14 protein-coding genes are annotated in these 13,666 nt (G+C 60.0%); 2 read left to right on the forward strand and 12 right to left on the reverse strand.

Features of this window, described 5'->3' with window-relative positions; genetic code table 11:
- The 9 genes from B0G71_RS29190 to B0G71_RS29230 are packed head-to-tail and all read right to left on the reverse strand — an operon-like array spanning window position 1 to window position 8,326.
- A complete protein-coding gene (locus B0G71_RS29190; protein ID WP_116148976.1) occupies window positions 1-885 on the reverse strand; it encodes a branched-chain amino acid ABC transporter permease in 885 nt (294 codons plus the stop codon).
- 14 nt (window positions 886-899) lie between these two features.
- Entirely contained in the window at window positions 900-1,670 is a 771-nt protein-coding gene (locus B0G71_RS29195; RefSeq protein ID WP_116146134.1) for an ABC transporter ATP-binding protein, read from the reverse strand.
- Window positions 1,651-2,421 carry an ABC transporter ATP-binding protein gene (locus B0G71_RS29200; RefSeq protein WP_116146136.1) on the reverse strand — a complete coding sequence of 257 codons (771 nt, stop codon included), beginning with the start codon at window positions 2,419-2,421 and terminating at the stop codon, window positions 1,651-1,653. The genes B0G71_RS29195 and B0G71_RS29200 overlap by 20 nt, the downstream gene beginning before the upstream one ends.
- A 49-nt stretch (window positions 2,422-2,470) precedes the next feature.
- Complete coding sequence (locus tag B0G71_RS29205; protein WP_116146137.1) at window positions 2,471-3,160, reverse strand: DUF2848 domain-containing protein; 690 nt, start codon at window positions 3,158-3,160, stop codon at window positions 2,471-2,473.
- A 55-nt stretch (window positions 3,161-3,215) separates the two neighbouring features.
- A complete protein-coding gene (locus tag B0G71_RS29210) occupies window positions 3,216-4,451 on the reverse strand; it encodes an ABC transporter substrate-binding protein (RefSeq protein WP_116146139.1) in 1,236 nt (411 codons plus the stop codon).
- Window positions 4,452-4,511: 60 nt separating this feature from the next.
- A complete protein-coding gene (locus B0G71_RS29215) occupies window positions 4,512-5,855 on the reverse strand; it encodes an amidase (protein ID WP_116146140.1) in 1,344 nt (447 codons plus the stop codon).
- Window positions 5,856-5,857: 2 nt separating this feature from the next.
- The gene (locus B0G71_RS29220) at window positions 5,858-6,244 is read right to left on the reverse strand and encodes a cupin domain-containing protein (RefSeq protein WP_116146142.1); all 387 of its coding nucleotides are present in this window, start codon (window positions 6,242-6,244) and stop codon (window positions 5,858-5,860) included.
- A gap of 40 nt (window positions 6,245-6,284) precedes the next feature.
- Entirely contained in the window at window positions 6,285-7,763 is a 1,479-nt protein-coding gene (locus B0G71_RS29225; protein ID WP_116146144.1) for a 4-hydroxyphenylacetate 3-hydroxylase family protein, read from the reverse strand.
- A 32-nt stretch (window positions 7,764-7,795) separates the two neighbouring features.
- Window positions 7,796-8,326 carry a flavin reductase family protein gene (locus tag B0G71_RS29230; protein ID WP_116146145.1) on the reverse strand — a complete coding sequence of 177 codons (531 nt, stop codon included), beginning with the start codon at window positions 8,324-8,326 and terminating at the stop codon, window positions 7,796-7,798.
- 276 nt (window positions 8,327-8,602) lie between these two features.
- On the opposite strand from B0G71_RS29230, the gene B0G71_RS29235 reads away from it, so the two are divergent.
- Window positions 8,603-9,826 carry an IscS subfamily cysteine desulfurase gene (locus B0G71_RS29235; RefSeq protein ID WP_116146147.1) on the forward strand — a complete coding sequence of 408 codons (1,224 nt, stop codon included), beginning with the start codon at window positions 8,603-8,605 and terminating at the stop codon, window positions 9,824-9,826.
- A 65-nt stretch (window positions 9,827-9,891) separates the two neighbouring features.
- Here the strand turns inward: B0G71_RS29235 and B0G71_RS29240 are convergent, their stop codons facing one another.
- Window positions 9,892-10,434 carry a MarR family winged helix-turn-helix transcriptional regulator gene (locus B0G71_RS29240; RefSeq protein WP_116146149.1) on the reverse strand — a complete coding sequence of 181 codons (543 nt, stop codon included), beginning with the start codon at window positions 10,432-10,434 and terminating at the stop codon, window positions 9,892-9,894.
- A gap of 115 nt (window positions 10,435-10,549) precedes the next feature.
- Here B0G71_RS29240 and B0G71_RS29245 point away from each other — a divergent pair, with 115 nt between their 5' ends.
- Window positions 10,550-11,134, forward strand: a complete 585-nt coding sequence (locus tag B0G71_RS29245) for a nuclear transport factor 2 family protein (RefSeq protein WP_116146150.1) — start codon at window positions 10,550-10,552, stop codon at window positions 11,132-11,134.
- A 36-nt stretch (window positions 11,135-11,170) separates the two neighbouring features.
- On the opposite strand, the gene B0G71_RS29250 is transcribed toward B0G71_RS29245, so the two are convergent.
- On the reverse strand, window positions 11,171-11,515 hold the full coding sequence (locus tag B0G71_RS29250; RefSeq protein WP_147308718.1) for a hypothetical protein: 345 nt from the start codon (window positions 11,513-11,515) through the stop codon (window positions 11,171-11,173).
- 466 nt (window positions 11,516-11,981) lie between these two features.
- On the reverse strand, window positions 11,982-13,619 hold the full coding sequence (locus tag B0G71_RS29260; protein WP_258875689.1) for a M48 family metallopeptidase: 1,638 nt from the start codon (window positions 13,617-13,619) through the stop codon (window positions 11,982-11,984).
- Window positions 13,620-13,666: the final 47 nt, after the last annotated feature.

Genomic DNA, 13,666 nt, shown 5'->3' on the forward strand with positions numbered 1-13,666 from the left:
TCACTTCGAATTGCCAAACAGACCGCTTGGGCGCACGAGCAGCACGAGCGCCATGATCACGAATACAACCGTCGCGGACCCTTCCGGATAGAACATCTTGGTCAGCCCTTCAATCAGGCCAAGGCACAGACTGGTAATGACCGATCCCGCGATCGACCCCATGCCGCCGATCACAACAATCGCAAACACGGTGATGATCACGCTCTGGCCCATCAGCGGCGACACCTGCATGACGGGTGCTGCGAGCACGCCGGCCAGCGCGGCGAGTGCCACGCCGCCGCTGTATGTCAACGTAACCATGGCAGGCACGTTGACGCCGAATGCCGCGACTAGCTTGGGGTTCTCTGTCGCCGCCCGGAGCAGCGCACCGAGGTTCGTACGCTCGACCGTCCACCAGACTCCGGCGCACACGAGCAACGACGCCACCACCACCCATCCTCGATACGCGGGCAGCACCATGAAACCCAACTGCATGCGTTGCATCAACCCTTCGGGCGCGGAATAAGACATGCCCGATGCGCCATAAAAGGACCGGCACAGTCCTTCTATGATCAGCGTCAGGCCCAATGTGAGCAGCAGTCCGTAAAGATGATCGAGCTTGTAGATCCGGCGCAGCATGGTCCGCTCGACGAGCGCCCCTAACGCGCCCGCCACGAACGGCGCGGCGATCAGCATTGGCCAATAGCCGAGACCCAGATAGTTCGTGCCTATCCATGCGAAAAGCGCCCCGAGCATGAAGAACGCGCCGTGCGTGAAGTTGATGACGTTCAGCAGCCCAAAAATGAGGGACAAGCCCAAACTCAAGACAGCATAGAAGCAGCCGTTCATGAGACCGATGACCAGTTGGCTGGAGAACGCCGCAAGCGGAATACCAAAGAGTTCCACAATGATGTTCCTGTTCAAACGTTGAGCAGTTCCTGAAGCACACCCGTCTTTTCGGGAAGAAGGGCTGCGTCGAATGTTTCGTCGATCTGCCCGTGCTCCATCACGTAAAAGCGGTCGGCAAGTGGCGCCGCAAACCGGAAGTTCTGCTCGACCAGCAGCACCGTGAAGCCGCGCGACTTGAGAAGCGTGATGACGCGCGCCAGCGTCTGCACGATTACGGGCGCCAGTCCCTCCGATATTTCGTCGAGTAGCAACAGGTTGGCGCCTGTGCGCAGAATCCGCGCAATGGCCAGCATTTGCTGCTCGCCGCCCGACAGGCGCGTGCCCTGACTCGCTCTGCGTTCCGCGAGGTTTGGAAAAATCTCGTAGATTTCTTCAAGCGACATGCCAGTCGCGTTCGACACCGGCAACCGCGGCGGCAGCAGCAGGTTTTCTTCGCACGACAAACCGGCGAAAATACCGCGCTCTTCCGGGCAGTAACCGACTCCCAATCGCGCGACGCCTTGCGGTGGCATCCCGATCGTTTCCCTGCCGTTCACGCAGATCGACCCGCGACGCGCGTCGGTCAAACCCATGACGGACTTGAGCGTCGTGCTGCGGCCGGAACCATTGCGTCCCAGCAACGTGACTACCTCGCCGCGTGCCGCGCGAATTTCGACGCCGTGCAGAATGTGCGATTCCCCGTACCACGCATGCAGTCCCTTGATATTCAGAACGTCGGCACGCGCTGGCTGACTGTCCGCCGACGACTGGCTCTCCAGGCGTTCAGTGTTCAAGCGATCCATTTTCGGTCCCCATGTAGGCTTCCCGCACGCGAGGGTCGGCGGCGACGACTTCGTAGGCGCCTTCCGCGAGAATCTCCCCACGCTGGAGCACAGTGATCGCGTCCGAGATGCTGGCAATGATTTTCATGTTGTGCTCCACCATCAAAATCGTTCGGCCCGCCGAGACCTTTTTGATGAGTGCCGTGACCCGGTCCACGTCTTCGTGTCCCATGCCTTGTGTCGGTTCGTCGAGCAACATCAGCACCGGATCCATCGCGAGCGTCGTGGCAATTTCGAGCGCTCGCTTGTGGCCGTATGAAAGTTCGGCGGCTTTAACGTCGGCGAATGCGGCCAGGCCCACTTCATCGAGCAATTCAAGCGCGCGCTTCCTGAGTCGGCCCAGCACCGCGCTACTCATCCAGAAACGGAACGACACGCCGAGCGCGCGTTGCAAACCAACACACACGTTCTCAACCGGACTCAGATGCGGAAACACTGCGGAGATCTGAAACGATCGAATCACGCCGCGTCGTGCGATCGAAGCCGGCGCCGCGCTCGTGATCTCCTTACCGTCGAAGAAAATCTGCCCGGACGTCGGCGTCAGAAACTTGGTCAACAGGTTGAAGCAAGTCGTCTTGCCCGCGCCGTTCGGCCCGATCAGTGCGTGGATCGTGCCGCGCCGGACACACAAATCGACGGCGTTGACAGCCGTAAAGCCGTTGAACGACTTGGTGAGGCTGCTGGTTTCAAGAATCAGGTCGGTGTGTGCCATACCCGCTCTCCTTGTCCATTGGACGCGTGCGTTGTAAAAAAAGAGGGTTTCAGCCGACCACGGGGAGCGTCTCGATTGCATAGCTATGCGTCAATGAGCGCCGCAGGATCGGATCTTCCAGTTCGATGTCGAAGCGCTCGGCCGGCCTGATGCCGCCGAACGCGGCGAGCGTGCCGCAGAGCATCGCCGTGCCATCCACGAAGCGGCCGTCCCGGCGGGCAAACTCGTCGAGCAGATCCTGTGGTGCGCGCATGGCTGTCACCTTGCCCTGCTGATAGAGCACACGCTCGCCGTCGATCGTCGCGTAGGAGCGCAGCACCAGATCGTCCCAATGACCGGCGACTTCGCTCAAGCGCCAGAGCTTGCGTGAACACGGCTTGCCGCACATCTGCTTCGATACCGTGATGCCGTAGGTCTCCACTTCGCGATCGGTGTGGTCGGACGCGATACCGACGAACGTTTCGCCCGCGTCTTTCAACAGGACGAACTCCACCTCGCCGCTGCTCTGCGTGCCGGTCGCCTGGATCTTCAGTGTCGGTTCGAGGCGTTCGGCCGCGACGCGGTAAAAGACGGGCGTATAAGCCGGGCGCTTGACTCCCAACTCTTCCAGCTCACGAATGTGGTTTTCCATGGCGACGGTATCGCGACCGGTCCAGCCGGCGATAACCAATGTGTCGATCGAAATGGTTCGCTCGAACGAACCGTGACTGTCTTCGACCTCAAACGAAATTGCTTTCATCACAGACTCCTTGTAGGCGTGTGCCCGTTCGATGCTTCGGCACACGCAATTCGATTCAGTTGGCTTTCGCGGTGACGAGCGTGCAGCGGCTCGCGCTGAGCGGCGCGAACGCTTCCTGCGCCGGAATGACCTGTTTGATCGTGTAGTAGTCCCACGGCTTCCTGGACTGTTGCGGGCTCTTGACCTCGGCCAGATACATGTCGTGAACCATCAGGCCGTCGGCGCGAATCGTGCCGTTCTTCGCGAAGAAATCGTCGACCGGGGTCCTCTTCATTTGCGCAATGACGGTATCGGCCGCATCGGTTCCACTCGCCTGGACGGCTTTCAGGTAATGGAGCGTCGACGAATAGACGCCCGCCTGGACCAGCGTCGGCATGCGCCCGGTTCTCGCGAAGAAGCGTTGCGACCAGGCGCGGCTTGCGTCGTCGCGGTCCCAGTAGAAAGGCGTGGTCAGCATCATTCCCTGCGCCGCCCGCAGGCCAAGACTGTTGATGTCGCTGATAAACAACTGCAGGCCCGCGATCTTTTGCTTGCCTTGCCCGATCACACCGAATTCGCGGGCCGTCTTGATCGCGTTCACGGTGTCGCTGCCCGCGTTGGCGAGGCCGATCACTTTTGCTTTCGATGCCTGAGCCTGCAACAGATAAGACGACAGATCCGACGAGTTGATCGGATGCTTTGCCTTGCCCACCACTTTGCCGCCAGATGCGGTCAGCGCGGCAGTCGCATCCTTTTCCAGCGACGCGCCGAGCGCATAGTCGACGGTCAGAAAGAACCATGTGTTGTCGCCGCTGCGCGCCATCGACTTCACGAGACTCGTGGTGAATGCATACGTGTCGTACGAGTATTGAATCGTGTACGGCGAGCAGTCTTCATTGCTGAGACGCGTGGTCCCGGCGCCGCTCGCAATGGCGATCCGATGCTTTTCCTTCGCCACGTTCGACACCGCCAGCGCGACAGATGACGGCAACAAGTCCTCGACCATATCCACGTGCTGGTTATCGAACCAGTCTCGCGCGACAGTGGCGGCCACATCGGTCTTGTTCTGATGATCGGCGCTGATCACTTTGATGGGGACGCCATTGACCTTTCCGCCGAAATCCTCCGCCGCCATCTGCGCAGCAACCACCGAACCCTTTCCGCCGATGTCGGAGAAGATGGAAGACATATCGGTGAGCACACCGATTTTCACTACCCCACCATTGGTCATGGCCGGTTCGGCAGCATGCGATAGAGCGGCGCATAGCATGGCCGCGGCTGGCACGGCAGTAAGCGCGAGACGTTTGAACATGGACTTCTCCTTGATATGGATAGCGAGCGTGGTGCCGGACGGCTGACCCCGTGCGCGTTGTCAGCCGGTTTGACGCAGAATTGCCTCGACACCTGCGCCGACCGCAAGCAGGCGTCGGTCGCTCATATGCCGCCCCATCAACATCACGCCGACGGGCGCGCGGCCCACCTCGTGACAGGGAATCGACAAGGCGCACAGATCTAGCATGTTGGCGATCGACGGATTGCGCAGCAGCAGCCGGTTTGCGGACGTGTAGACACGCTCGTCGGCGAGATCCGCGATGCGCGGCGCGATAGTGGGCACCGTTGGACACACCACGGCGTCGAACGGCTGCAATTCGACGTCAGCCTGCTTGCACAGCAGCGAACGGCGCGTTTTGGTGCGGAGATATTCGGCTGTGCTTTGCTGGCTGCCGAAACGGATGCGGGACAGAACCCGCGGGTCATACTGATTCGCCTGGCTGCAGATCATGTTGACGTGCCACGCCCACGCCTCCGCTGCCACAAGACCGCCGTGCTGCGTCAACTCGGCGAGTGCGTTCCAGCTGTCGAATTCCACTTCTCGCAGAATCGCGCCGGCTGCGGTCAGTCTGGAGAGCGTGTGCTCAAAGGCGCTGGCCACGTGTGTGTCCATGTCGTCGAGCACCAGCTTCGTCGGCACGGCGAGCCGCAAGCCACGCACCGAGGCAAGCGGCGTCGGCGCGTCCGCGTCACCTGCCATGACCGAATCGATCAATGCACAACACGCGACGCTCGGCGCCAGCGACCCGACCGAATCGTAACTGGAAGACAACGGCACCGCGCCATCCAGCGAGATACGCGAAGCGGTGGGTTTGAAACCGGTCACGCCACACAAGGCCGCGGGAATCCGGCACGAGCCGCCGGTGTCCGAGCCGATTGCGGCCGCCGCCATGCCGTGCGCCACTGACACTGCCGCTCCGGACGAAGACCCGCCTGGAATGCGCGCCGCCTCGCGATCAAACGGATTCGCCGGCGTGCCGTAGTGCGGATTGATGCCCAGACCCGAGTACGCGAACTCCGTCATGTTGGTACGGCCCACGAATACGGCGCCGGCCGTCCGCAACCGGCCAATCGCGACGGCATCGCGCACGGCTGCCTGCTCGGGCAGAATGCGCGACCCCGCCCGGGTGATCTCGCCTTGCACGTCGAACAAGTCCTTGACCGAGATCGGGATTCCCGCGAGCGGGCCTGCAATGCCGTGTCGACGCAGCGCATCGCTAGTCATCGCCTGCGTGACCGCCGCGGGACTGATGCCATGCGGGAAGACCCTCCGGCCCTCATCCGCATCGGCCTCGATGTTCTCGAGGCACGAGGCGAGCAGGGCCTGTGCGTCGAGATGGCTATTGCCGAGCCGAATAAGCAGGGCGTCGATGGCGGGCAACATGATCAGGCCGGATCGAAGTAGTGAATCTCGAGCAGCACGCAGCCCTTTTCCGACTTGAACGGACCGTGGTAGGCGCCGGGCGGACGCACCGCATAGGTGTAGCCCTTGAACGATGTGCCACCCTGACCGGCTTCATCGTTGCCGACCGTAAGATCGCCTTCCACCAGAAACACTTCTTCCCAGTAGTCGTGCACGAACGGTTTCTTCGTAAAGAGTCCGGCAGGCAAGCGCAGCAAACGCGTGCGGCTGCCTTTCTTGTTGTCCGTATCCAGCGAACCGGAAAGAATCAGTTCCTGCGCGCCAGACGCGGGATCGTAGCCTTCAGGCAATTGCCAGCCCCGCTGCATTTCCAGCGTGCGGAACTCGTCATGAAGTTTGTTGATTGCCATGCTGCTCTCCTGTGTGAGTTGGAATCGATGCAATGTGAAATCAGGCGGCCTGTAGCGTCGCGAGTTCGGCGCCGAGCGAATAGGTCGACAACAGATCGTCGACAAGGCCCGTCGCGCGCGGCCAGTCGTACGTGCGGAATGCGTGGCCCTTCGTCACGAACGACGCCCCCGCATAGAACAATTCGTATTGGTTGTGACGCGAGGCAAACTCGGAACCGACGGCGTCCCACGCGAGCTTGAAGAATTTGACGCGTTCCTCGGGGCTGCAGACCGGCGATTTCTGAGTTTTCTCGATGATGCGCAGGAGGTCCGGATTTTCGAAGTCGCGAATGCTCGACGGCAACATGATCATTCCGCCGCCCGCGAGTTCGCGCAGCGTATTGAGCACCTTCGAATACAGTTGCTGCGTCACCACCTGCGAGCCGTAAAGCATGTTGCGGTCGGGCACGAAATAGCCCTTCTCCACCCGGCCTTTCGCTTCCATCCCGTAGACCCACGCCTCCACCATCGACGCTTCAGAAGCGAGTTGGCCCAACGTTTCGCGGACTTGCGGGAAGCTGTTAGTCCCATTGATTTCCGTGATTTTCAGCGCCACACCGACCAGGAAGCGCAACTTGACCATCAGGCGTACCTGGCATTGGTAGTTCTGATAGCTGTGCGCGGGTGTCGCGTGGAATTGCTTCGCGCACATCGCCACGTCGCCGGCCACGAAGATGCGCTCCCACGGCACCTTGACGTCGTCGAAGTACAGCACTGCGTCGTTTTCGTCGTATCGGCTCGACAGAGGGTTGTCGAAAACCGAGGGCGAGTTCTCTTCGTACGATTTGCGCGACATCACCTTCATACCCTTGGCGTTCATGGGTATGGCGAACGACAACGCATACATCTCGTCGCCTGGGCGCAGCGGCTGGATGCAACTGCAGAAAACCTCGTTTGCCATGATGCCGCTGGTGGCGAGCATCTTCGCGCCGCGCACGGTGATGCCTTCCGCGTCCTGATCGACGATGCCGACCGCCAGATACTTGTCTTCCTGCTCGTGCGCCGCCTTGGCCTGATTGGCCTGCGGATTGACGATCACATAGGTGAGAAAGAGGTCGTTGTCGCGTGCGTATTTGTAGTAATCCCGCAAGGCGCCGGCACGCGCCGGATCGTACTGCTCGAACACGTCGATGCCCATATACATGCCCGAGATACACGATGCGACGTGATCGGGTGAACGGCCCATGAAGCCATAGTGGAGTTCCGTCCACGCTTCGAGCGCGGAGCGACGCTCGACCAGTTCGTCGTACGAAGTCGGCAGTTGCCAGATCTTGCTGATGCGACGCCCGGTATCCGGCGACGCGAAGGTCATCTTTTCAACGTTCTCCGGGCGAGCCTGGAAATCGTACAGATTCGCGTAGCTGCGAATGGAATTGCGAAACGCGGGATGTGCCGTCACATCGCCGACGGCCTGGCCGTTGATGTAGACCTGCCGACCGTCGCGCAGCGACGCAATATGTTGAGTGCCGTTCTTGATCATGATGTTCTCCAGAAATTGGGGCGGCTATGCGCTCAGGCGCAAGGCTGGTGCGCACCGTTGAGCGTGTGGTATCGGCCACCGAAGAAGACAAGCGGCCGACCTTCCGACCGGGTTTGATATTTCTTGACGCGTCCGACGAAGATGACGTGGTCTCCCCCGTCGTACTGCGCATAGGGTTCGCATTCGAAAGTGGCCAGCGAGTCGGGCAGCAGAACCGCCTCAGCGCGTTTTTCCGAAACGCCCGGCATGCCTCGCCATTTGTCGCTGTTCGCCTTCGCGAATCGATTCGACAGATCCTGCTGGGCTTCTTCGAGCACGTTCACCGCGTAGGTTCCGACCGCGCTCAGGTCGGGCAAGCTCAGGTTTCGCCGGTCGACGGAAAACAGAATCAAGGGCGGATCGAGCGAAACGGAATTGAACGACGCCACGGTGATACCGATGGGCGGCGCATTGTTTCTAGGCGCCGTGATCACGGCCACCCCAGTCGCGAACATCGACAATGCCGTTCGAAACTGGCGTTGCGTGTCCACCTTGTCATCGGACGTCATGGTGCTTTCACTCATCTCGGCCTCCTTCCAGTGCACCGCCGACCGGGCGATACTAGAATTCATCATACAAAGCGTTGTTTATTAGCTTTGTTGTTTAGCTTTTATTACATGCTGTTTAATAAAGCTAATCAAGCTATCGTAAACCCCGATTTGAAGATGGCATGAAAACGACGACCCTACTCGCTGGATGGATGTTGGTCAGGAGTCGCTCGACTCCGCGCTACACTCCGTTCGCTGCATCTGCCGGCATTCACCCGATACGAATCGACCGGGCCTTATGGAATAGAAACAATGCAAACCAAGCAGTCATCCCGCCCGATTTACATGGACTACAGCGCAACGACTCCGGTCGATCCGAGAGTCGTCGCAGCCATGCTTCCGTTCCTGAACGAGAGCTTCGGCAACCCTGCATCGCGCAGCCACAGTTACGGGTGGGAAGCGGACGACGCAGTAGAAACGGCTCGCACACAGGTTGCCGAGTTGCTCGGGGCCGACGCGCGAGAGATCGTCTGGACCTCCGGCGCGACCGAAGGCAACAATCTGGCGATCAAAGGCGCGGCCAACTTCTACAAGGGAAAGGGCCGGCACATCGTCACGGTGAAAACCGAGCACAAAGCGGTACTGGACACGTGCCGCGAGTTGGAGCGACAGGGTTTCGAAGTGACCTATCTGGACGTTCAGCAGGATGGTCTGCTGGATCTGGGCGCGCTAGAAAATGCAATACGACCCGACACGGTTCTCGTGTCCGTCATGATGGTCAACAATGAAACCGGCGTCGTGCAGCCCATTGCCGACATCGGCGCCATGTGCCGCGCGAAAGGCATCGTGTTTCATTGCGATGCTGTGCAGGCCGCGGGGAAGATTGCCATCGATGTGAACGCGCTGAACGTGGACCTTCTGACCGTGACGGCTCATAAGGTGTACGGCCCGAAAGGCGTGGGTGCCCTGTATGTGCGCCGCAAGCCGCGCATTCGGATCGAAGCACAGATGCATGGCGGCGGACATGAACGGGGAATGCGCTCCGGAACGCTACCTGCCCATCAGATTGTCGGCATGGGTGAAGCATTTCGAATCGCAAAGGAAGAGATGGTGTCCGAGAGCCGCCGCGTCGAGGCTTTACGCAACCGGCTGCTGGCAGGTTTGACAGAGATGAAAGAGGTCTACGTCAACGGCGACATGACGCACCGTATTGCGCACAACCTGAATGTCAGCTTCAATTTCGTGGAAGGCGAATCCTTGATCATGGGCATAAAGGGAGTCGCGGTCTCGTCGGGATCAGCCTGTACGTCGGCTTCGCTGGAGCCGTCGTATGTCTTGCGGGCGCTCGGCCGCAGCGACGAGCTGGCGCACAGTTCGATCCGCTTCACGCTGGGACGGTTCACCACGGAGGAAGAAATCGACCAGGTGATTCTGCAGGTTCAGAACACCGTGACGAAGCTGCGCGCGCTGAGTCCGCTCTGGGACATGCATCTCGAAGGGATCGATCTGAGCACGATTCAATGGGCCGCCCACTGAGCGGGCTGCGCGAAAGGTCACGGCGCCGATTCGCTCTTTCGTGGCAGGTAGCGTTGCGCGAATCGTCAGCGTTTTTCCTGTCGCGCGATCAGGTGAGAAAGATCGAGCGTGGCGCGATCGCCATTGGCGACCAGCCGATCCACCACCGAACACAGCACCTTGAACTCGGTTTTGGTCACGCCTTCGAACAGCACGTCATTGATATGCTGCTGTTTCGTGGCAAGCTCTTTCAGCAACCTGGAACCCGCTGCGGTGACAGTCAGCCGCATCTTCCGTTTGTCTTCGGGATGAGACCGTTTGTCGATCAAGCCCAGTTTCTTGAGTTTGCCGGTTTCGATGGTAATGAACGCTCCGCTCAAATGCAGGTGGTCGGCCAACTGGTTAACCGTGACGACATCGTCGTGCGAGAGCTGGGCAATGGCGATCAGCAACGAATACTGAATTCCCGTGAGGCCGATCAGCGTGCCGAACCCATCCCGAACCGACAGTAAGCGCGCCGCAAACGGCAGCAATCCGTTGACCAGATGCCGAAACTCCGCGTCCGAGCCGTCGACCAGACAGGCCGGGTTTGTTACTGTCAGAACAACCTCCTCATGATTCTTTGCCATAACATCTTCACTCCTGGGTGCCGTACGCGCTTTTACCTTTGAAAGGTAATTATACTTCAAAGGTTAGAACGCCCCGCCGCAGCCGCCCCTCTCGCTCCCGTTCTGAGGCTCATACATGAACACCGCCATTCCAACTTCGTCCGTTCGGTCACTTCTTGAATGCTACCTTCGTGCGAAGGACCTGAATCGCCCGGAGTTGATATCCGAATGCTTCTCGCCCGACGCTGAATTGACCTTTTCAATTGCAACGGGCGACATCGATTTTCCCCGTCGCGTAAACGGCGCGCCCGCGATCGCCACGACGCTGGTGGCCGACTTCGGCGAACGCTTCGACAGGTGCCGAACCTACTACGTGTGCACAAAGCCACAGGTGGATGAAGGTCGAGCCTGTTCGATGCCGTGGCTTGTTGTCATGCGGCAGAAGGAGACCGGGTCGCTTCGGATCGGGAAAGGAATGTACCGGTGGCGCTTCGGTAGCGAAACGGGCGGCAAGGATCTGGTCGTCCAACTGCATATTCACATTGAACGAATGGATGCCGTGCCCGACCCGCATGCGGAGAAGTTGAGCGCACTGCAAGGCGCCTTGCTTTATCCGTGGCTTCCGCCTATTGAGCTACAAGACAGGCTGGCGCACTTTATCACCATGCATTCGGACGCTGCATTTGCCCTGCCGTTCGGGCAACCCGCCGCCTTCGATTAAGTATGTCCTTCTGTCCGGCGACAGGTTGTACCCGGACTAGAAATGCACGAGGCCGCTTTGGGAGAGGCCGTACGGATTCGCGGCCGCGTATTCGAGAGCGCGGCTTGCAGTGTCGATCCCGACAGTGAGTAAGGTTTCCCAACGCTGAATATCAGCCGGCGTCATGTCCGGGTGAGAGCAAACCGGCGACGCGTCGCCGTCGACCCCGCACATGGTGTCCGCACGAACGGCCAGATTATCGCTGATCATCTGCGGCACAACCCGCTGAAGATGCTCGAAGCGCAAGCGAGTTGTCGAATTCTCGTCCACGCGTTCGCCCACACTGAATGCGCGGTCGAGGAAATGGTTAGTGTGCAATAACCAGCCGTCTTCGCGCGGCACGACCACACCTGTCCCGGCTGGACTCAGTTGTCTGCAAGTTGCTGCTCGCTGGAAAGGCCATTCCGAACGCCGCGAGCTACCTGGACGTCAAGCTCTCCACCGCGGAGTCGTATGCAAAACGAGCGTTCGCAAAGCTGGGCATTCGCACGAAGCGCGATCTGTTTGACTTGGCACTAGCCGAAGATTGATGCTATAGCCACGTGGGTACATCGACACGTGAGTAGCTGTGGAGCTTGTCAATTAAAGCACTCGTGTCCGCATCCACGGATATTGAATGCCGATGCGCCACGGGCAGAAATTTCGTGTCGACCATATGGTCATCGGACTCAAGTTGCTCTCGGCAAACTAAGAGGGAGAGATGGTCGACGGTCAAGTGAGCGCGCCTGCGTGCGCGCACATTGGCCGCCGGGTAATGCACTTCATTGGTGATTGCCGCGTTCACCTCGACACACGGTCACCCGATCCATTACTTCGGCAACAGCCCCTTCGCCTGATCGAGCACCTTGTCGAAAGCCTTACTGAACCCGCCTGTCTGAGCGTCGCTCTTGTTTTGCGCCGGAGCCTGCGAAGCGGCGACGCAGGCCGCACGCATTTCCGGATGCTCTGTCCAGCATGTGGTGGCCAACTGCTTGGCGTGGTTGATATCTCCGTGTTCGCGATACCACGAGACCACGCTCGGCCAGGTTACCGACGTCCTGCCGAAGTACTCGAACTGTTGCAGCAAAAACGCTTCGCCTTGCTTCGGGTCTTTCTGCCCTATGCGATTGGCAAGATTAGTCTGTACCGCCCATGAGCGGTCGCGCGAATTGAGATTGCGCCGCAGCACCAGCGTCTGCGTATCAGACGGCGCAGACCGTGATAACGTCATCAGATTCGACAGGAGAAACACGGGGTAGGCATGGTCCGCTGTGGGACCGGATGCGACCGTTGTCGCTACCTGCAGCGCCTGCGAGTAGTTACCTGCTGCCTGCAGATCCTGCATCTCGGAGATGGCTTTATAGTGAGCCAGAATGAGCGCGGTCGAGCCGCGCTTTCGAGCGGCGTTCCACGGCTCGATGCGCGGCTCGGGCCGTTTGTCTCCGAGCATCGGGCGCACGAGTTCGGTCAGGTTATCTTCGCGAGCGGCCGGATCGCCGTGATCGTCGTGCAGCGTTTCGAGTTGGGCCGAGATCTGGTCGTCGATCACCGCGCGCGCGTCGAAGAGATTCTCCGCGACGCTCGCCTGCGCCCCCGCACGCGCGGAAGTGTACTGTGAGACCGCGTCACGCAACTCGCCTATGCTGCTGAGCTGGTTCACCGTTTGTGCTGCGCCACCGCCGACAACCGGCGCGACCGGCTGGGCGCGTGCCTGCGCCGCAGCCTGTTGACCCGCCTTCTCCCGCCCTGCCTGCAGCTGCTTTTCATGCAGCTTCTGACGTCGTATTTTGGCATCCTGATCGTATGCTATGACGCGCTCGAAGAAAGCCTTGAAACCGTCGACATACGAATAGCCGCAACGCAAGCTGATCGTCGCGCCGAACCGATCCGCCTGCTCCTCCACGCTGCGTTGCCAGGCGGGGAACAGCACTCGCGTGCCGAGCGTCTGCACTACCGCGATATTGTCCACGCCGCTCCATGAACTGGACGTCGGTGATTTGTTCGTCACCGTCCAGGCGAGCGACACAATGGCAAGCGACGTATCGCCGGCCGTGCGCGCGTCGAAGATCGCGTGATGATTGAGGTAGATATGGCCGAACTCATGAGAGAGGATCGCAAATATCTCATCTTCCGATTCGGCCGATTGCAGCCAGCCCACGGACACAAAAATGTTCCCGCCCGGACTCGAGTTTGCGTTGAGTCCATTCTCCGAGATGATATGCACTGAGCCCGAATAGTTTGGCGTACCCGCGGTTTTCTTGATCGTTGCGAGCAGGCCGTTCAGGTACGCTTCCATTTCGGGCATCGGCACGAGGCCCCAGCCGTCGGCGCGCGCGTTCATCAGATCTAGCCTGATGTCGGGCCAATCGCGAGCGGGTGGCGGCGGAAGAGATCCGACGGTGTCGAGCGTCGGTCCTTTCGCGGAACCGCCGCCAACAATGCCCAGGTTCGACAAGCCGCCCGGCATTTTGACGTCCGCGCACGCTCCAAGCAGAAGGCTTGCGCATGCACCAC

The sequence above is a fragment of the Paraburkholderia sp. BL27I4N3 genome (assembly GCF_003386115.1).
GTDB lineage: Bacteria > Pseudomonadota > Gammaproteobacteria > Burkholderiales > Burkholderiaceae > Paraburkholderia.

Bases quoted from the DNA above. Each gene is read 5' to 3' on its own strand.
- B0G71_RS29230 (WP_116146145.1), bottom strand. From the start codon at position 8,326: ATGAGTGAAAGCACCATGACGTCCGATGACAAGGTGGACACGCAACGC.
- B0G71_RS29220 (WP_116146142.1), bottom strand. From the start codon at position 6,244: ATGGCAATCAACAAACTTCATGACGAGTTCCGCACGCTGGAAATGCAG.
- B0G71_RS29260 (WP_258875689.1), bottom strand. From the start codon at position 13,619: ATGCCGGGCGGCTTGTCGAACCTGGGCATTGTTGGCGGCGGTTCCGCG.
- B0G71_RS29205 (WP_116146137.1), bottom strand. From the start codon at position 3,160: ATGAAAGCAATTTCGTTTGAGGTCGAAGACAGTCACGGTTCGTTCGAG.
- B0G71_RS29245 (WP_116146150.1), top strand. From the start codon at position 10,550: ATGAACACCGCCATTCCAACTTCGTCCGTTCGGTCACTTCTTGAATGC.
- B0G71_RS29200 (WP_116146136.1), bottom strand. From the start codon at position 2,421: ATGGCACACACCGACCTGATTCTTGAAACCAGCAGCCTCACCAAGTCG.
- B0G71_RS29235 (WP_116146147.1), top strand. From the start codon at position 8,603: ATGCAAACCAAGCAGTCATCCCGCCCGATTTACATGGACTACAGCGCA.
- B0G71_RS29215 (WP_116146140.1), bottom strand. From the start codon at position 5,855: ATGTTGCCCGCCATCGACGCCCTGCTTATTCGGCTCGGCAATAGCCAT.
- B0G71_RS29225 (WP_116146144.1), bottom strand. From the start codon at position 7,763: ATGATCAAGAACGGCACTCAACATATTGCGTCGCTGCGCGACGGTCGG.
- B0G71_RS29210 (WP_116146139.1), bottom strand. From the start codon at position 4,451: ATGTTCAAACGTCTCGCGCTTACTGCCGTGCCAGCCGCGGCCATGCTA.
- B0G71_RS29240 (WP_116146149.1), bottom strand. From the start codon at position 10,434: ATGGCAAAGAATCATGAGGAGGTTGTTCTGACAGTAACAAACCCGGCC.
- B0G71_RS29195 (WP_116146134.1), bottom strand. From the start codon at position 1,670: ATGGATCGCTTGAACACTGAACGCCTGGAGAGCCAGTCGTCGGCGGAC.